The 18138-nt window shown below is 57.6% G+C and carries 21 protein-coding genes and 1 tRNA gene; 15 read left to right on the top strand and 7 right to left on the bottom strand.

The window, feature by feature from the left end; all coding sequences use genetic code 11:
* Positions 1 to 66 precede the first annotated feature (66 nt).
* Positions 67 to 489, bottom strand: a complete 423-nt coding sequence (locus E8M78_RS09870) for a pilus assembly protein N-terminal domain-containing protein (RefSeq protein WP_137134898.1) — start codon at positions 487 to 489, stop codon at positions 67 to 69.
* 400 nt (positions 490 to 889) lie between these two features.
* Between E8M78_RS09870 and E8M78_RS09865 the strand changes: the two genes are divergently transcribed.
* From E8M78_RS09865 to E8M78_RS09825, 9 genes are all read left to right on the top strand, one after another.
* A complete protein-coding gene (locus E8M78_RS09865; RefSeq protein ID WP_137134897.1) occupies positions 890 to 1069 on the top strand; it encodes a Flp family type IVb pilin in 180 nt (59 codons plus the stop codon).
* A gap of 84 nt (positions 1070 to 1153) precedes the next feature.
* Complete coding sequence (locus E8M78_RS09860; RefSeq protein WP_246658284.1) at positions 1154 to 1651, top strand: prepilin peptidase; 498 nt, start codon at positions 1154 to 1156, stop codon at positions 1649 to 1651.
* 127 nt (positions 1652 to 1778) lie between these two features.
* A complete protein-coding gene (gene cpaB, locus E8M78_RS09855) occupies positions 1779 to 2588 on the top strand; it encodes a Flp pilus assembly protein CpaB (protein WP_137134895.1) in 810 nt (269 codons plus the stop codon).
* Positions 2589 to 2608: 20 nt separating this feature from the next.
* The gene (locus tag E8M78_RS09850) at positions 2609 to 4165 is read left to right on the top strand and encodes a type II and III secretion system protein family protein (protein ID WP_137134894.1); all 1557 of its coding nucleotides are present in this window, start codon (positions 2609 to 2611) and stop codon (positions 4163 to 4165) included.
* Positions 4166 to 4176: 11 nt separating this feature from the next.
* Positions 4177 to 4830 (top strand): CpaD family pilus assembly lipoprotein, encoded by a 654-nt coding sequence (locus E8M78_RS09845; RefSeq protein WP_137134893.1) that lies wholly within the window; start codon positions 4177 to 4179, stop codon positions 4828 to 4830.
* Between the two features lie 14 nt (positions 4831 to 4844).
* A complete protein-coding gene (locus E8M78_RS09840; protein ID WP_137134892.1) occupies positions 4845 to 6134 on the top strand; it encodes a CpaE family protein in 1290 nt (429 codons plus the stop codon).
* A gap of 33 nt (positions 6135 to 6167) precedes the next feature.
* Positions 6168 to 7676, top strand: a complete 1509-nt coding sequence (locus E8M78_RS09835; RefSeq protein ID WP_137134891.1) for a CpaF family protein — start codon at positions 6168 to 6170, stop codon at positions 7674 to 7676.
* Between the two features lie 17 nt (positions 7677 to 7693).
* Positions 7694 to 8698, top strand: coding sequence for a type II secretion system F family protein (locus E8M78_RS09830; RefSeq protein ID WP_137134890.1), 1005 nt, complete (start codon positions 7694 to 7696; stop codon positions 8696 to 8698).
* Between the two features lie 8 nt (positions 8699 to 8706).
* The gene (locus E8M78_RS09825; protein WP_137134889.1) at positions 8707 to 9687 is read left to right on the top strand and encodes a type II secretion system F family protein; all 981 of its coding nucleotides are present in this window, start codon (positions 8707 to 8709) and stop codon (positions 9685 to 9687) included.
* Positions 9688 to 9776: 89 nt separating this feature from the next.
* Here the strand turns inward: E8M78_RS09825 and E8M78_RS09820 are convergent, their stop codons facing one another.
* The gene (locus E8M78_RS09820; protein ID WP_137134888.1) at positions 9777 to 10637 is read right to left on the bottom strand and encodes a tetratricopeptide repeat protein; all 861 of its coding nucleotides are present in this window, start codon (positions 10635 to 10637) and stop codon (positions 9777 to 9779) included.
* Between the two features lie 127 nt (positions 10638 to 10764).
* Between E8M78_RS09820 and E8M78_RS09815 the strand changes: the two genes are divergently transcribed.
* The 4 genes from E8M78_RS09815 to E8M78_RS09800 all read left to right on the top strand — a co-directional run bounded on the left by E8M78_RS09815 (position 10765) and on the right by E8M78_RS09800 (position 13860).
* A complete protein-coding gene (locus tag E8M78_RS09815; protein ID WP_137134887.1) occupies positions 10765 to 12153 on the top strand; it encodes a leucyl aminopeptidase family protein in 1389 nt (462 codons plus the stop codon).
* A 74-nt stretch (positions 12154 to 12227) separates the two neighbouring features.
* Entirely contained in the window at positions 12228 to 12578 is a 351-nt protein-coding gene (locus E8M78_RS09810) for a MarR family winged helix-turn-helix transcriptional regulator (RefSeq protein WP_137134886.1), read from the top strand.
* A gap of 8 nt (positions 12579 to 12586) precedes the next feature.
* Positions 12587 to 13438 (top strand): NlpC/P60 family protein, encoded by an 852-nt coding sequence (locus tag E8M78_RS09805; protein WP_137134885.1) that lies wholly within the window; start codon positions 12587 to 12589, stop codon positions 13436 to 13438.
* A gap of 86 nt (positions 13439 to 13524) precedes the next feature.
* On the top strand, positions 13525 to 13860 hold the full coding sequence (locus tag E8M78_RS09800) for a hypothetical protein (RefSeq protein ID WP_137134884.1): 336 nt from the start codon (positions 13525 to 13527) through the stop codon (positions 13858 to 13860).
* A gap of 131 nt (positions 13861 to 13991) precedes the next feature.
* Here the strand turns inward: E8M78_RS09800 and E8M78_RS09795 are convergent.
* Both E8M78_RS09795 and E8M78_RS09790 read right to left on the bottom strand, forming a co-directional pair.
* Positions 13992 to 14078: transfer RNA gene (locus E8M78_RS09795), tRNA-Leu, on the bottom strand.
* A gap of 118 nt (positions 14079 to 14196) precedes the next feature.
* Positions 14197 to 14514: a SelT/SelW/SelH family protein gene (locus E8M78_RS09790; protein WP_137134883.1), complete on the bottom strand. Its 318-nt coding sequence runs from the start codon at positions 14512 to 14514 to the stop codon at positions 14197 to 14199.
* A 158-nt stretch (positions 14515 to 14672) separates the two neighbouring features.
* On the opposite strand from E8M78_RS09790, the gene E8M78_RS09785 reads away from it, so the two are divergent.
* Positions 14673 to 14861, top strand: coding sequence for a DUF1508 domain-containing protein (locus E8M78_RS09785; protein ID WP_062555080.1), 189 nt, complete (start codon positions 14673 to 14675; stop codon positions 14859 to 14861).
* A gap of 109 nt (positions 14862 to 14970) precedes the next feature.
* Positions 14971 to 15627: a PRC-barrel domain-containing protein gene (locus E8M78_RS09780; RefSeq protein ID WP_137134882.1), complete on the top strand. Its 657-nt coding sequence runs from the start codon at positions 14971 to 14973 to the stop codon at positions 15625 to 15627.
* A gap of 60 nt (positions 15628 to 15687) precedes the next feature.
* On the opposite strand, the gene E8M78_RS09775 is transcribed toward E8M78_RS09780, so the two are convergent.
* The 3 genes from E8M78_RS09775 to lepA all read right to left on the bottom strand — a co-directional run bounded on the left by E8M78_RS09775 (position 15688) and on the right by lepA (position 18116).
* Complete coding sequence (locus tag E8M78_RS09775; RefSeq protein ID WP_137134881.1) at positions 15688 to 15987, bottom strand: CcdB family protein; 300 nt, start codon at positions 15985 to 15987, stop codon at positions 15688 to 15690.
* Positions 15987 to 16217 (bottom strand): type II toxin-antitoxin system CcdA family antitoxin, encoded by a 231-nt coding sequence (locus E8M78_RS09770; RefSeq protein WP_137134880.1) that lies wholly within the window; start codon positions 16215 to 16217, stop codon positions 15987 to 15989. Before E8M78_RS09770 ends, E8M78_RS09775 begins: the two co-directional genes overlap by 1 nt.
* 78 nt (positions 16218 to 16295) lie before the next feature.
* Positions 16296 to 18116, bottom strand: a complete 1821-nt coding sequence (lepA, locus tag E8M78_RS09765; protein ID WP_137134879.1) for a translation elongation factor 4 — start codon at positions 18114 to 18116, stop codon at positions 16296 to 16298.
* Between the last annotated feature and the right edge of the window lie 22 nt (positions 18117 to 18138).

Here is an 18138-nt window from a genome sequence, read left to right as displayed (position 1 = left end):
ACGCTATGCCGACTTTATTGAGATTCCGTTGCTGTAGTCGCTCTATTTGCGCCAGTAAGGAACAACTTAGTTTCCAGTCGTTGCCGTGGTTGTTCCGCTAGCACCGTTGCTGGCGGAATGCTGCTCGCAGTTCGGCGTACAGGACAGGACAGCTCGATCGGTCTGGCGGAAAACGCGCACGGTATTGCCTTCGTCAATCGACACAATCACGCGTTCATCGGCAATTGCATTGCCCTCGGCATCAAGAAGTACAAGGTTCGTGGCGCCATAGGAGCGACCCGTCAAAACGATTGTCTTCGGGTCTGCCACCGTTGCGTCTGCCACCTGAGCATTGCCCACAATAACCTTGCTGACCGGCCGATCAAGCTTAAGGACGCGCGCCTGATTCATATAGACACGCGTGAGTCCGCCGACTTCCTCGCAGGAGGCCGTGGCAGGAACAGCAAAAGAGATAGCGGCCAGGAGCACGGCCAGCAATTTCGACGGCATGGGCTTCAGGCCTCTAAATCGATGTACTGTTTCAGACCATGAAGCAATTTGGTGAATGAAACCTTAATGGCGCATTTCAAGCCAGAATGCCGATTTGGGACAGCTTATTCGTGCGTAGGTTGTCCCGTTTCGGGGCGCGCGCGTCAATCGGTAGAAGCTAAAATAGCAGCGGCTCCAGTGATTACGCAGATGATGCCGTCAGAACGGAGCCTAAGATAAAATTGAAACAATTCGCTTTATCGGTGTTTTACCATGGCAATTGGAAGGGTCCATTAACCGGATCGTAACCAGGTTTTTTAAGTGAATGGAAATCGCCTCTCCGTAATTTGGGCTCACCGAACAGCGGACAACAGTTGTCGGCAATGCTGAGAATAGAGATCCCCGGAGTTAGGAGAGACGCATGTCCAAGATTTTTGCACGTTTCGTTAAGGAAGAGTCGGGCGCCACGGCCATTGAATATGGTCTCATCGCGGCTCTGATTTCCGTAGCCCTGATCGCTGGCGCGACCACGCTTGGTAACAAGCTGAACAGCCAGTTCAACAATATTTCGACTTACTTGAACCAGGCTTCCAAAACCTGATCACTTGATAAGCTGAGTTGAATTAAGTCGGCTACAGGAATCGACAGTACTGACACGGATTACGTTAGTAGTATGGGAAATGGTGTGAGCGAGATATTATTTCTGGCAATCTCACTGTTGTTGATTCATGCAGCATTAAGCGACCTTCTAGCCATGAAGATCCCCAATTGGCTTAGCTTGACAATTGTATGTCTATTCATTCCAGCCGCTTGGCTTTCCGATTTGTCCGCGGCCGCGATAGGCTACTCCCTCGGAGTGGCCGTCGCGGTTTTCGCGGTTTGTTTTTTGCTCTTCGTGCTGAACGTGATGGGTGGCGGCGACGCAAAGCTCCTTACGGCACTGGCGCTCTGGTTCGGCCTGACACCAGCTCTCCTGGTCTTCCTTGTCAAAGTTGCATTTGCTGGCGGAGTTTTGACCCTCGCCATACTCGCAATCCGTTGGAAATCGCATCTGGTTACAGATCGTGGCGTCTGGCTACCCGCATCGCTGACCACAGCGAAAAAGATCCCCTATGGGATAGCGATTGCTGCTGGCGCGCTCATGGCCATGCCGCAGGCGCCGATCTTTCTGGCGGCTTCTTGAGTTCGGAAGCTTGCAACAAATTGATTTAAACTCTGCTTAACCATGCCTCCTAGGCAGACGTTAACTATAATTACACCATTCGCGGTCAAATCTGCGGGGAACCAGTTGGTCCCGTCAAGGATTTGCCATGAAACCCGCCCGTCTGATCATTCTCACCGTCGCTGTGGTTGCAGCCGGCCTTGCCGGTATGCTGGCATTGAGGCTGTCAGGTGAGAAGACTGTAGTCGAGACACCGTTGGAGGTCATCCGCAAGGAGCCGACAACCAATGTCCTGGTCTCATCGGCCAATCTCCCTGTCGGTGCACGCCTCAATGAAAAATCGATCCACTGGATGGCCTGGCCGGAAGGCGGCGTGGTGGACGGCTTTATCACCGAGAGTGCGAGGCCAAAGGCGATCGAGGAACTGAACGGCGCCATCGTGCGCCTTCCGCTGTTTGCAGGCGAGCCGGTTCGCGCCGAAAAGGTTGCGGATTCATCCAACCGAATCATGTCGTCCATTCTCCCAAGTGGCAAGCGCGCTGTCGCAACCGAAATTTCCGTTGCGACCGGCGCCGGCGGCTTTGTGCTCCCGAATGACCGCGTCGATGTGATCATGGTTCGCAAGAACGAACAGGGCAGCTACTCCACTGAAAATGTTCTCAACAACATCCGGGTTCTGGCGATCGATCAGCGTATCGAGCAGAAGGAAGACGGATCGCAGGCGGTCATTGGCACGACCGCGACTCTGGAACTTACTCCCGATCAAGCGCGCGTCATTGCGGTAGCACAGCAGATGGCAGACCGCCTAACGCTGTCGTTGCGATCCATCGCCGACGTGCAGGACTCGGACACGCAATTTGCTGACCATTTGCTGGCGGGTGGCGGAAAAGGCGAGGTGCAGATCATCAAATCAGGCTCCATCGTCAATATGAACACCACCGGCTCGGTCCAGCGTTAAGATTTGAGGGAGCGGTCACCGTGACATCCTGGAAAAGAATTTACAGAGCCTCTGCAGTCGCTTCCTTGAGCCTCTGCCTTGCCTTATCGGATCTGGCGGTGCTCCGGTCGACGGATACCGCCGAAGCCGCTTCGGACAATATCGTGCGGATCTCGGAATCCGGGAAGGGCGTGCACAAGCGGCTGAAACTTGGCCTGAACAAAGCGCTGGTCGTTGATCTGCCGCAGGATGCGCATGATATCCTTGTTGCCGATCCCGCTTTGGCCGACGCGGTGACAAGAACTTCACGCCGGATCTATCTCTTCGGAAAATCGGTCGGCCAGACGAACATCTTCATCTTTGGCCCCGGCGGGCAGGAGATCGTCAGTCTGGATCTGGAAGTCGAGCGCGATATAGATGGTCTTCAGGCCAATCTGCGTCGTTTTCTGCCTGAATCCGATATCAAGGTCGAAATCGTGTCGGACAATATCGTGTTGACCGGTACTGTCCGCACGCCGCAGGATGCCGCGCAGGCGGAAAAGCTGGCGCAGGCTTTCCTCAAGGGTGGTGAAGCAACGACGAGAAATCGTACTGCTTCGGGCGGCGGCAGTGAACGGGGCGTCGCAATTTACGCCGAAGACCGCCAGACATCGCAGATCGTCAATCTCCTGACCATTCAGGGTGAGGATCAGGTGACGCTGAAGGTAACCGTTGCTGAGGTCAGCCGCCAGGTGCTGAAGCAATTGGGGTTCAATGGTTCAGTGCAGACGACAGGCAGTTCGGCCAGTGGTGGCATCTCGTTTGCCAATCCGGTCAACCTCGGAAACGCTGCATCAGTCGGTGGATTGGGTGGCGTCGTCGGTACGATCGGAACCACTGCGATCTCGACCTATGTCAATGCCATGGAGCAGGCTGGCGTCATGCGAACGCTTGCTGAGCCCAGCCTGACGGCGATCTCCGGTCAGCAGGCCAAGTTCTATGTCGGTGGCGAATTCCGCCTGGCAGGCCAGCAGGAGGTGTCGCTGGACACCACGACAAACCGTCCCACGGTTTCGCGGAGCCTCGAGACTGTCAATTACGGTGTCGAACTGAACTTCAAGCCGGTCGTGCTGTCGGCCGGACGCATTGCCCTCAACATCGAGACCAATGTTTCCGAGCCCACATACGAAGGTTCTGCGACGACCGGTAACGGCTCTTCGCTCTCTGTGCCGGGCAACACCTACCTTTCGATCCGCAAGCGTGAGGCATCGACATCCGTCGAACTCCCATCGGGCGGTTCGATCGTGATTGCCGGTCTTGTTCAGGACAATGTTCGACAGGCCATGTCCGGACTGCCGGGCATTTCCAAGGTGCCGGTATTGGGCACGCTTTTCCGCAGCAAGGATTTCATCCGCAACGAAACGGAACTCGTCATCATCGCAACGCCATATCTGGTGCGCCCGGTGGCGCGCAATCAGCTTGCGCGCCCGGATGACAACTTCAATCCCGAAAACGATGCCGCAATGTATTTCCTCAACCGTGTCAACAAGATCTACGGACGAAAAGACCCCGTTCCGGCTGCTCCCTACCATGGCGCCGTTGGTTTCATCTATAAGTGAGAGGCACGAGAATGTTTACGAAATCCATTGCTCCGGCTCTCCTGCTTGTTTCCACCGTCCTTTTGACGGGTTGCGGCAATAGCCAACTGACAACCGGCTCCATCCCCATGGACTACCGCGAGCGTCACCCGATCGTTCTGACCGACGCCCAGACGGCGCTCGACATTCCGGTTGGCGCAAACGATAGCCGCATGACGATCGGTATGCGTGACACGGTCAAGGGCTTCGCACAGAACTTCGCCAACTCCTCTGCCGGCTTCATGCAGATCCAGGTGCCGCAGGGATCGGTCAATGCCGGTGCGGCTGCGCACATGGCGGGCGATATCCGGAAGACCCTGCAAGCGGCCGGAATTCGCGGCGACCGGATCGTCATGGCACGCTACAGCGCCGGCGGTCATAACGATGCAGCCCCGATCCGGCTCTCCTTCATCGCCACCAAGGCCGTGACGGGAGCTTGCGGCGAATGGCCGGAAGACTTGTCCGACAACACCTTTGGCAATCGTAACTGGTACAATTTCGGTTGCGCTTCGCAAAACAACCTGGCCGCCCAGTTGGATAGCCCGACTGACTTGCTCGGACCGCGCGCACAGACCCCGATTGATGCTGTCCAGCGCTCGCAGGTGATCAACACCTATCGCGGGACGAACACGAACAATTCCAACTGAGCAGGTAAGCTGACATGAGCGCGATCGATTACGAGATCCGGACGCCGGGCGGATCGCCAGAGGCAATCGAGGAACATAGCCGCCCCGCCGATCTGGAGGCGCTGCGTCCGCTGCCGCGCATCTCTGTGCATGCATTTTGTGAAACCGATACGATGCACCGCGTGATGGAGCGTCTGGGTCAGGACCGCCGCATGTCCAAGGTGAACCTCCGGGTCACCAGTGGCAGCACGGATGCGGCAGCAAACATGTTTGCCGCGGCACCGACGCCTAATTTGATCATCCTCGAAACTGATGCTGAACCTGCCAATGTGCTGACGGAGCTTGCTCCGCTGGCACAGGTTTGCGATCCCTCGACACGGGTGATCGTCATTGGCAGGCATAACGACATTTCCCTTTATCGCGACCTGATCCGCAACGGCATTTCGGAGTATCTGGTCGGCCCTGTGAAGATGCAGGATCTGTTGGGCGCAATCGCAGCGATCTTCGTCGATCCGGAAGCAGAACCGCTTGGTCGTTCCATTGCCTTCATCGGCGCGAAGGGCGGCGTGGGATCCTCCACAATCGCGCATAACTGCGCCTTTGGCATTTCGTCACTCTTCTCCACCGAGACCATCCTTGCCGATCTGGACTTGGCCTACGGAACGGCAAATATCGACTTCGATCAGGATCCGGCTCAGGGCATCGCGGAAGCGGTCTACGCCCCGGAACGACTGGACGAAGTCTTTCTCGACCGTCTGCTGACAAAATGCTCCGAACACCTGTCGCTGCTGGCTGCGCCGTCATTGCTGGACCGTGCCTATGATTTCGATCGCGCGGCTTTCCAGCCGGTCGTGGAAGTCCTCCAACGTAGCGCTCCGGTCGCGGTTCTGGATGTTCCACATGCCTGGAATGAATGGACCCGGTCGCTCTTGGCGGAGGTCGACGAGATCGTCATCACCGCAACGCCGGACCTCGCCAATCTGCGCAACACGAAGAACTTGCTGGATGCCCTGAAGAAGCTGCGCCCCAACGACAAGGCGCCGCATCTGGTCCTCAATCAGGTCGGCATGCCGAAGCGTCCGGAAATTACACCATCTGATTTTCTGCAGCCGCTGGAAGTCGAACCGATTGCCATCATTCCGTTCGATGCCCAACTGTTCGGCAATGCCGCAAACAGTGGTCGCATGATTTCCGAACTCGACGCGAAATCACCGACGGCGGAAACCTTCTCCCAGATCGCCCACGTGGTGACGGGTCGCAACTCTGCAAAGAAGATCAGGAAGGGTGGTCTCAGCAAGATGCTGGGTCTGCTCGCTCGAAAGTAAGACTGACATTAGGTTTAGGAACTGGATCGCGGGATGTTTGGAAAACGTGGACATGAAGGCTTCGGCAAGTCGGTTGCGCCGACGGCAGTGCCTCAGCCTGTTCAGCCGGCAGCGGCCTCCACCGGCCAAGGAGTTCAGGCTGGCGGGTCGACCGATCTTCTCCTCGATATTGGAAGTGGTGCGGCAGCACAGGTTCGCCAATCCGTCACAACGCCTCCGCTTGCGCCCGTAGCAGGGCAGCGCCGCCGTCCTGCGCGCGACGAGGGCTATTACGATACGAAGGCGCAGGTCTTTTCTGCCCTGATCGACACGATCGATCTATCGCAGCTTGCCAAGCTCGACGGTGAAAGCGCGCGCGAGGAAATTCGCGATATCGTCAACGATATCATCACGATCAAGAACTTTGCGATGTCGATTGCCGAGCAGGAAGAACTGCTCGAGGACATCTGCAACGACGTTCTTGGCTACGGGCCTCTGGAGCCCCTGCTGGCGCGCGACGATATTGCTGATATCATGGTCAACGGCGCGGGTCAGACCTTCATCGAAGTGGGCGGCAAAACGATCGAATCGGAAATACGGTTCCGCGATAACAGTCAGCTCTTGTCGATCTGCCAGCGGATCGTCAGCCAGGTCGGCCGACGTGTCGATGAATCCTCGCCCATCTGCGACGCTCGCCTGCCGGACGGTTCGCGTGTGAACGTCATTGCACCACCTCTATCTCTTGACGGCCCCGCCCTGACCATTCGTAAGTTCAAGAAGGACAAGCTGACGCTCGATCAGCTGGTCAAGTTCGGATCGATCACACCAGAGGGTGCCGCAGTCCTGCAGATCATCGGACGCGTGCGCTGCAACGTTGTCATCTCCGGCGGAACAGGCTCTGGTAAGACAACGCTTCTCAACTGTCTGACGCGCTATATCGATGGACATGAACGTATCATCACGTGCGAAGATACGGCTGAATTGCAGCTGCAGCAGCCGCACGTCGTAAGGCTCGAAACCCGGCCGCCCAATATTGAAGGCGAGGGCGAAATCACCATGCGTGATCTCGTCAAGAACTGCCTTCGTATGCGCCCGGAACGCATCATCGTCGGTGAAGTGCGCGGACCGGAGGTTTTCGACCTGTTGCAGGCGATGAACACCGGCCATGATGGTTCCATGGGGACGATCCACGCCAACACGCCGCGCGAGTGCCTCAGCCGTATGGAATCGATGATCGCGATGGGTGGCTTCAGCCTGCCTGCCAAGACTGTGCGTGAGATCATATCGGGTTCGGTGGATGTCATTGTCCAGGCCGCGCGTCTGCGTGATGGTACACGCCGCATCACCCACATCACCGAAGTGGTGGGCATGGAAGGCGACGTCATCGTCACGCAGGATCTCGTTCGTTATGAAATGGAGGGCGAAGACGCGGCGGGCCGCATTATTGGCCGCCACGTTTCGACCGGTATCGCAAAGCCGCATTTCTGGGATCGCGCCCGCTACTACAACGAAGAGCGGCGTCTGGCTGCGGCGCTGGACCAGATGGAAGTCAAGGCCAACTAATAGAGGAGAGGCCGGCAATGGATCTGACTGTCATCGCCCTTGCGGGCCTCGTTGCCATTGCCGCTTCCGGGCTGGCCTACGCCTTTCTTTTTTCCCGCATCGAGGTTGAAAAGAAGACGACCACGCGTGTTCACAAGGTAGCAGCCGGTGAGGGCGATCGTGCGCAAGTGAAAGCCGCGAAAGATCGGGTCCAGGAGCTTTCCAAGCGTCGCAAATCGATGCAGGAATCCCTGAAGGATCTTGAAAAGAAGCAAAAGGAAAAGGACAAGAAGTTCGGCGACCAGAGCATGAAGGCAAAGCTGCCTCGTTCGGGTCTGCCGCTGACGCTCGGTCGCTTCTATACATTCAGCGCCCTGTTCGGCGGTCTTGTCGCCCTGATATGCCTGATGGCCGGAATGCCGATGGTGGCCATCCTTGGCCTGGGCTTTGTCGCAGCCGTAGGCTTGCCGCGCTGGGTGATCGGGTTTCTCATCAAGCGGCGCCAGGACAAGTTCCTTGAAGAATTACCGAACGCACTGGAAGTCATGGTGCGCTCCATCCGTTCCGGCCTGCCTTTGAATGATGCGATCCGGCTGATCGCTACAGATGGCCAGGAACCGGTGAAGAGCGAATTCCGACGCGTGATCGAGGCGCAGCAGGTGGGCCTCAGCGTTCCCGAAGCCTGCGCCCGCATGCTGCTGACCATGCCTCTGTCCGAAGTCAATTTCTTCTCGATCGTCATCACGATCCAGTCTCAGGCGGGCGGCAATCTTTCTGAAGCGCTCCAGAATCTCGCCAAGGTTCTGCGTGAGCGCCGCAAGATGAAGGCCAAGGTCAAGGCGCTTTCCATGGAAGCCAAGGCGTCAGCGGTCATCATCGGCGCGCTTCCCTTCATCGTGGCAACGCTCGTTTACCTCACCTCGCCGCATTACATCTCGATCCTTTTCACCGATGCGCGAGGCCATATCATCCTTCTGTTTTCCGGCTTCTGGATGGCGGTCGGGATCTTCATCATGCGCAATATGATCAACTTTGACATCTGAGGTCTGATATGTCGGAAGAAATGGCTGCCAGCCTCACCGATCCGGCAATGTTGCTGGCCGTGCTTGTCGCGGTTGCGGTCTTTGCCACGATTTACACCCTCGTTCTGCCGATTTTCGAGGGACGTGATCTCAACAAGCGGATGAAGGCCGTTTCCAGCGAGCGCGAGCAGATGCGCCTGCGTGAGCGTGCCAGAATGAATTCGGAGACCAGCCGGGCAACGCTGAGAACACAGAACAACACGTCGGCGATGCAGATCGTCGAGCGGTTCAACCTTCGCAAAGCGCTTGTCGACGATAACACGGTCAACCGGCTGAAAGCCGCAGGCCTTCGCACACAGAACGCCCTCAACGTGTTTCTGGCCGCGCGCTTCCTGCTTCCGTTTGTGTTTCTGGCAATCGTCGGCTTCTGGATTTTCGGTCTTGGGAACATGGCAGAGAAGCCGTTTGCCGTACGCCTGTTCGTGGCGATTGCTGCGGCCTATATCGGTTTTTACGCACCGAACATTTTCGTCTCGAACCGCATCACCAAGCGGCAGGCATCCATTAAGCGCGCATGGCCCGATGCGCTTGATCTCATGTTGATCTGCGTCGAGTCCGGAATATCCCTTGAAGCGGCCATGCGCCGCGTGGCGGAAGAAATCGCGCAGCAATCGGCGCCCTTGGCCGAAGAAATGGTTCTGACGACGGCTGAGCTTTCCTTCCTTCCGGACAGGCGCGTTGCACTCGAGAACCTTGCCATCCGCACGCAGCTCGACATCGTCAAGGCGGTTACGACGGCGCTCATCCAGGCCGACCGCTATGGAACGCCGGTTGCACAGGCTCTTCGCGTTCTGGCGCAGGAAGGTCGTGACGAGCGGATGAATGAAGCTGAAAAGAAGGCCGCAGCCCTCCCGCCAAAGCTGACGGTTCCCATGATCGTGTTCTTCCTGCCCGTTCTGATCGCAGTCATTCTGGGACCTGCCGGCATTCAGGTCGCGGACCGTTTCTAAGAAAGCCTGGTCGCAACTACAAAAAGGAAGAGGGCCGCTCCATGATGGAACGACCCTAGTTCATGCGGTGGCATCAAAGTGCGGCTTGATCAATTGGTCGCGTTATCCGCTTTCACGCCCTTGTTGTCCGAAAGCTTGGCCCAGGTATTCTGCTGGGACAGCATCGAGCGAAGATAGGTAACGTTGGCATTGGCCTGTGTCTGGCTCAGTTCCTGCTTTGCGATCTGTTCGGCTTCCGAAAAGCGACCCTGCAGACCGACAACGAGCGACAGGTTCTGGCGAACCCGGCTGTCGGCTGTTGGAAGCTTGGATGCGGAGCGGAGATAGTTTTCCGCGGTCTTCAGATCGCCCGACAGGACATAGGACATGCCGAGATTCGACATGACGCTTGGTTCGTTTGGCTGGCTCTCGAGTGCGAGTTTGTATTTCTGGCGTGCCTCATCGGAGCGCCCCAATTGATCGAGAACGGCACCCTCTGCGGAATAGAGGCGCCAATCCGGACGATCGGGCGTCTGTGCACGGCTGATGGTTGCTAAGGCCTGCTCAAGCTGGCCTGCAGCCGCTTGCGCCTTGCCATAGGCGGCCAGAACGTCACGATCGCTTGGATGGGCAATCGCCACCTGCTGCATGACGGCCAGCGCCTGCGTGTTCTTTCCGGTCATACGAAGAACATTGGCATAAGCAAGCCCGATGGTCTTGTCCTTGGGAGAACGTTCATAGGCGTTGCCAGCCGTCTGTTCAGCCTGTGCAAGCTCTGCCGCGGTCATCTGTTCAAGTGGCTTGCCGAAGTTCAGGGACTGCGTCTGGGTCGGGATGGATCCGGTGGTGATTCGATCACTCTTGGGCGTAGATGTCGCACAGGACGCGAGCGAGATCGGCAACACCACGCCGCATAGGGCTTTGATCCAGAAATGGCGTTCGGCGGCAAACGTGAAGAAGGTGCGTGTCATGGCCTGAAATCCAGTCTCTGTGCACCATGAAGCAGCGGATTTTTCCGAACTGAAGATGGCGCTGTATGACCTCAAGCAATAATCTGTTAACCCTAACAGATCGTTAATCGAATTGTTGAAAGACGCCATGCTGCCGTATCAATTCATCGAAAGACCATCGCCCTTCGTTGCCTCCGATCCAGACGCATTGACAGTCTATGCCGTCACTCCCGCGGAAGTGGAAACAGGTGTCCTCTCCAAGGTCGACGAGACGTGGGCGCGCGCAGCCGGGTTCAAGGCTGAGGCAGGCAGCTTTCTTCTGCTGCAAGGCGAGGGGGCGACGCTGAAGGGTGCCGTCTTCGGTCTCGGCAAGAATCCTGAAGAGGCGCCGTTTGCGTGCGGCAAGCTGGCGCGACTGCTTCCGGCCGGCGTCTGGAGGCTTGAGGCACCATCGCTTGATCCGGCGCAGGCCGCGCTGGGATTCGGTCTCGGTAGCTACAGTTTCGATACCTACAAGACGGGAAAGACACCGGAAGCCTTCTTGGCCCTGGCCGATAGCGTTGATCGGGCGGCGCTCGAACGAACCCTTCAGGCGGTGTTTCTTGCCAGAGATCTCGTCAATACGCCCACCAACGACCTGGGGCCAGAGCGGCTTGGCGCGGTCTTCCATGCCATCGGCACGCATTACGGTGCGACCTTGAAGGCCGTCGTCGGCGACGATCTTCTGGCTCAGAACATGCCCCTGATCCATACGGTTGGTCGCGCGAGTGCCGAGGCACCCCGACTTTTGGAGATGCGGTGGGGACGAGAAGGTGCAAAGAAGGTCACGCTTGTCGGCAAGGGCGTCTGTTTCGATACGGGCGGCCTCGACATCAAGCCCGCGGCATCCATGCTGCTGATGAAGAAGGATATGGGCGGCGCGGCAAATGTTCTGGCGCTTGCCTGCATGATCATGGGGGCTGAACTGGATCTGGACCTGCGTGTTCTTGTGCCAGCCGTGGAGAACTCGATCTCTGCCAATGCCTTCCGACCGGGTGATATCTATCGCAGCCGCAAGGGCATTTCGGTCCAGATCGACAACACCGATGCGGAAGGCCGACTGATCCTGGCAGATGCGCTTGCCTATGCCGACGAAGAAACTCCGGACCTTATGATCGACATGGCGACCCTGACCGGTGCCGCACGCGTTGCGCTGGGCCCGGACCTGCCGCCATTCTTTACCGATGACGAGGCTCTTGCATCCGCACTTGCTTCGGCGTCGCTGAAGGAAGCCGATCCGATCTGGCGGCTGCCGTTATTCAAGGGATACGAAAAGGACATTCGGTCCCGCGCGGCAGACATCACCAACGCACCTTCGGGCGGCATGGCCGGTGCCATCACGGCGGCTCTGTTTCTCAAGCGGTTCGTTTCCAATGCCAGGAGTTGGGCGCATTTCGACATCTTTGCCTGGTCGCCGACCGAAAAGCCGCATGGCCCTGTGGGAGGAGAGGCGCAGGCCATTCGTGCCCTGTTCCGGCATATCTCCGCCCTTGGCTGAGGGGTGCATCATAGTTGCATCACGGGCGGCCTTGAGCCAGAGTGCCGCCTGCGAAACGGGAATCGGGAGACGGAATGCCCGCCGAGTTGACGGCAACCGAGGCACTGGGCCTCTGGCACCGGGTTGTGCTGGAGCAGGTCCGGCAAGACGGCCAGGATCTTACGCTGCGGCAGATCTCTATCCTCCTCCACATCTATCTGGTCCCGCCGCCGCACACCGTGCGGGCCTTGGCTGCGACCCTTGGGGTCACAAAGCCTGTCATCACCCGGGCTCTGGATAGTCTGGGCGCTCTTCAACTGGTCGAGCGAGAGAGAGATCCGGCAGATCGCCGCAACGTCATCATCAAGCGCACCCTGGCCGGTGCGCTCTATCTTGAAAAACTCGGCGACCTGATCCGCAAGGAAGCGCGCCGCAATGCTCCATGAGGTTTGCTATGTCGTCATCTCTCGACCGCCGTCTTTTTGCCTTCCGTCCGGACCTGGCTGATCGAAGGCTGGAAGGACAAGTGGTGGCAGAAAGCTATGTGGACGGGGAGGCAGAAAGCATCGGCATTCCTGTGGCCGATCTGCGCCCAGCGCCCGATCTCTCACGCGGCATTGATACGCAGCTTTTGTTCGGCGAACCCGTGCGCGTGTTCGACCGAAGGGACGGCTGGGCCTGGGTTCAGGCAGAGGAAGACGGCTATGTGGGCTATCTGCCGGAAAGCCAGCTTGCACCTGTGGTCGAGCCAACCCACTGGATCAGCGTTCCCCGAACCTTCGTCTATCCGGAAGCGGAACTGCGCAAAGTACCGCTTCATACGCTTTCACTTGGCAGTCGTATAACCGTGACCGCCGAGGCGGAAACGCGCGGTACCCGCTATTTCCTGCTCGCGACCGGTGGTGCGATCATCGCGAAACATTGTGTTCCGATCGGTGAAGAAGTGCATGCCGATTACGTAGCGATTGCCGCAGAGTTTCTGAATACCCCCTATCTCTGGGGCGGACGCTCAGGCTTCGGGATTGATTGTTCCGGTCTCGTGCAACTCGCCATGATGATGGCCGGGATGAAAGCCCCGCGCGATTCCGACATGTTGGCCGCCTTTGGACGCGAGATCACTCAGGATGCACTGAAGCGAGGTGATCTCGTGTTCTGGAAGGGTCATGTCGGTATCATGGAAGATGAGGAAACGCTTCTTCATGCCAATGGCCATACGATGACGGTTGCGCGCGAGAATCTGAAGGCTGCCATAGAGCGGATCGGGTGGCTCTACGATCGGCCGACCGGCTTCCGGACACCTTTCTGAAACCTTCACGTGAAGGTCATCAGTCGCACTGTTGGTGTTTGCCCGGCGTCTCTCCTATATAATGGCGGACGATCGGAGTATCGACCATGACGCCGCGCAAACTTGCGATGACACTGCTGGCATTGGTGACCATTCTTCCTGCCGCTGCGGTGGCGGAACAGGCCAAGCCGCAACTTCGCAATCCTGTTCCGGTCTTCAAGGATCTACCGGGTGTCAAGCCGCAGACGAGCATCGTGGAGACTACCGATAGCGGGGATTGCAAGCCTGCGACACTCTATCGTCGTTTCGATCGCCGCGATGTCTTTCCGGACTTTCCGGTTGCTGCCTGGCGATGCGAGAAGGACGGGGTCACCTATACCGGCACGCAACTGCCAAATCGCCCTTGGGTACCCGGATTGAACCCTTACGATCTCCCGCATTGACATCGGAAACGACGGGATGATTTTCCGCGCCAAGCCGTTGGGTTGTTGAAAGAAGACAACAAAAAAGCCCGGCGAACCGGGCTTTTTTGTTTGATGTTCAAGGATCCAGAAGGATCAACCTGAACCGAAATTGGTGCCCAGAAGAGGACTCGAACCTCCACACCCTTGCGAGTACCAGCACCTGAAGCTGGCGCGTCTACCAATTCCGCCATCTGGGCGACGAGGAGCGATGTACTGGTCTGAGCCGCCCCTGTCAACGGCGTTTTTGAACTTTCTGTGTCGGAGGCGAAATTAATTTGTGCGACGCAGGGTGGCTGTCAAAAACGGACGCAAAGGTCAATCGCCAGAACCGCTATCCCCATTGTTTTTATTCGTGGTTCGGTCGATGTGCCCAAGGTCGCGCTCCGGCTCCACCACATCGCGAATACGCTGCTTCAGCTCCTTCGGACCCGGAAATCCGCCGTCCCGGACACGCTCCCAGACAAGAGCGTCATTCACCCGGATTTCGAAAATGCCGCCGGTTCCGGGGATCAGGGCTACCTCACCCAGACTATCGCCAAAGGTCTGCAATAGCTCCTGCGCCATCCAGGCGGAGCGCAGCAGCCAGTTGCACTGGGTGCAGTAGCGGATGGCGATTCGGGGTTTATCATTCATTGTCTAGACACAGCCTCCCTGATGATGGTGAATACCTTATGCATCATAGACACGTTCGGCCATATGCAGGGAAATCGCTCGCGCTCAAGAAGAAGCTTGAAGGTCTCCCGACCAATTAATACAATTCGTACGTACTCATAAAACATGGAGGACGTGGCATGGCAAAGTTCGAACTGTATAAGGACAAGGCTGGCGAATTCCGTTTTCGCTACAAGGCAACCAATGGTGAAACCATGTTCGCATCGGAAGGCTACAAGGCCAAAGCCTCCGCGATGAAGGCGATCGAGTCTATCCAGAAAAATGCCGCCGAGGCTTCAATCGACGATACGACCGTCGCAACGGCCTGAGGCGGTCCCCGCGCGGATTCGTCTGTTCTTTCTGTCGGCTTGTGATTCTGTGATGGAACAAGCCGGCAACCCTTCTGTTGTGCCTTCTTGAAGCTTACAGGAGGCGCCCATGACCAATCATACGAAAACCCGTTTCGCTGCCCTCGTTGTCGCGGTTGCACTGCCAATGTCGGCGATGGCGCAAGCGCAGACGACCGCGCCAATCACCCCTGAGCAAGGGCAGGCAACGAACCAGAACAATGCTCATGGCGGTATGGCCGATACGCCGCGGAGCACTCAAGCTACCACGGAAGGCCCCTTCATCACTGTTCCCGGACAGGGAGCCTGGCGCGTCAGCGACCTTGAGGGCAAGTCCGTTTACACCACCGGCGGCGACAGCATTGGTGAAATCATAGATGTGCTCGTCAGCCAGGATGGAAGCGTTAACGCGGTGATCGTCGGTGTTGGCGGTTTCCTCGGCATCAATCAGAAGGATGTCGCGGTCGATATGAGTGCTCTGCAACTTGGTCCTGGCATGACGCAGGATCAGGCAAACAAAGCCGCAGCCAATAATGCGATGGTTTCCGAAGAAACGACGGCATCGACCACCAATCCTGCGGCGCCTGCGACCGGAAACGACCAAATGGCTGCCGGTGCGAACGCGAAGGCTGCACCCGATACAGCCAAGATTGGCGAAGACGGTCTTCCACAGCGGATCGTGCTGAACGTTACGCGTGAACAGCTTGAACAGGCTCCCGCATTTCAGGGCATGACGCCGGCGCGGTAATTAAACCAGAATGGCTAGAGATTATGACCCTGTGGCTTCGGCGATGGGGTCATTTGATGTCTAAAAGCCCTGAAACAGAAAATCGGTCGCTGCAGTAATGTCGTCTGATCGGTGAGACAAATCGATGAGGCGCTCACCCAGATCCTTCAGCGGAACGGCAGCAATGAACTGGGTCATCAGGACGTAAACGTCTCCGCCAATCTCAAAGCGCGGGTTAAGCCTTGGGATCAGTCGAGCAACATCTGCATGATGAACGAGCGGTGCCATAACGCGCGTGTTTAAACCATCGAAGATATTCGCCTGAAGATCAAGCGCCAGAGCACCGTCAGTTCCCAACCGATGAACCCAGAACCGAGCCATCAGAACAGCCGATATTTGGCCAGCGGCAGTCCATGCCTCTCAAGGTAATCGTTCGATGCGGCGATGGCCTCGGCATTTTCAATGCGCCAGAGCCGTTCCTTTTCAGCGCGAATTGCGCGCGCGATACCGTCTTCTGCCGCGCGGGTGACATCAAGCTTAAGATCGTTCGCTTCCGCCAGAAGGCGACGATCGATCGGTACATCACCCCGTCTTCCCGACGTCTGAACCATGAAAACCTACCCCATGATGCGCGGACCACGCAGATCCGCACGCCTGAGTATGACGAAGATCAGAAGCCGTGAAAAGCCTTACTCGTCGTTCATCTTCAAGGCAGCGATAAAGGCTTCCTGCGGGATCTCCACCTTGCCGAACTGACGCATGCGCTTTTTACCTTCCTTCTGCTTTTCCAGAAGTTTGCGCTTACGGGTGGCGTCGCCGCCATAGCACTTGGCGGTTACGTCCTTGCGCAGTGCGCGAACCGTTTCGCGGGCAATGACCTTGCCGCCGAGCGCTGCCTGAATCGGAATCTGGAACATGTGCGGCGGAATGAGTTCCTTCAGCTTTTCGCACATACCGCGGCCGCGCCGATCCGCCGCCGAGCGGTGAACGAGCATGGAGAGCGCATCGACCGGATCGCCGTTGACGAGGATCGACATCTTGACGAGATCGCCCGCACGGTAATCGGTGATCTGGTAGTCGAAGGAGGCATAGCCCTTGGAGATCGACTTCAGGCGGTCGTAGAAATCGAACACCACTTCGTTCAAAGGCAGCTCGTAGGTCACCATGGCGCGCGTGCCGACATAGGTCAGTTCGGTCTGAATGCCGCGGCGGTCCTGGCAGAGCTTCAGAACCGAGCCGAGATATTCGTCCGGCGTCAGAATGGTAGCCTTGATCCACGGCTCGCGGATCTCGTCGATCTTCACAACATCCGGCATATCCGCCGGGTTATGCAACTCCTTCTCGGAGCCGTCCGTCAGCGTCATCTGGTAGACAACCGAAGGGGCAGTCGCGACGAGATCAAGGTTGAACTCGCGCTCCAGACGCTCCTGAATGATTTCCAGATGCAGCAGGCCCAGGAAGCCGCAACGGAAGCCGAAGCCGAGCGCCGCAGAGCTTTCCATTTCGAAAGAGAAAGACGCGTCGTTCAGTCGCAGCTTGCCCATGGCGGCGCGCAGGTCTTCAAAGTCTGCGGCATCGACCGGGAAGAGACCACAGAACACCACGGGCTGGGCAGGCTTGAAGCCCGGCAGCGCCTTTTCGGTCGGACGCTTGTCGTCGGTAATGGTATCGCCAACGCGCGTATCAGCCACTTCCTTGATGGAGGCGGTAATGAAACCGATCTCGCCGGGGCCAAGGCTATCAACATTGACCATTTTCGGCGTCAGCACGCCCACGCGCTCGACGCCGTATTTTGCGCCGGTGCCCATCATGCGGATCTGCTGGCCCTTGGTCAGCACGCCATCAATGATGCGCACGAGAACCATGACGCCGAGATAGGTATCGTACCAGCTATCGACCAGCAGCGCCTTCAGAGGAGCCTTCTCGCCGCCTTCGCTCTTTGGCGCAGGCAGCTTGTTGACGATGGCTTCCAGCACATCCGGAATGCCAAGGCCTGTCTTGGCCGAAATCAGCACGGCTTCGGAAGCGTCAATGCCGATTACTTCCTCGATCTGGTCCTTGATACGGTCGGGCTCCGCAGCTGGAAGGTCAACCTTGTTCAGAACCGTGACGAGTTCATGATTGTTGTCGATTGCCTGATAAACGTTTGCAAGCGTCTGCGCTTCAACGCCCTGGGATGCATCCACCACCAGCAGCGAGCCTTCGCAGGCAGACAGCGAACGGGAAACTTCGTAGGCGAAGTCCACGTGGCCGGGCGTATCGATCAGGTTCAGAACATAGGTTTCGCCGTTATTGGCCTTGTAGTGAAGGCGAACAGTCTGCGCCTTGATGGTGATGCCACGCTCGCGCTCGATATCCATGGAATCGAGAACCTGTTCCGACATCTCGCGTTCGGCAAGGCCGCCCGTGGATTGAATCAGGCGGTCGGCCAGTGTCGATTTTCCATGGTCGATATGGGCGACGATGGAAAAATTGCGGATGTGGTCAAGGGGCGTGCGATCGGTGCTCATGGCTGGCGCATATAGCAGCGAG

The sequence above is a fragment of the Rhizobium sp. FKY42 genome (assembly GCF_005222835.1).
Classification (GTDB): Bacteria; Pseudomonadota; Alphaproteobacteria; order Rhizobiales; family Rhizobiaceae; genus Neorhizobium.
This window is presented reverse-complemented; position numbering and strand designations above follow the sequence as displayed.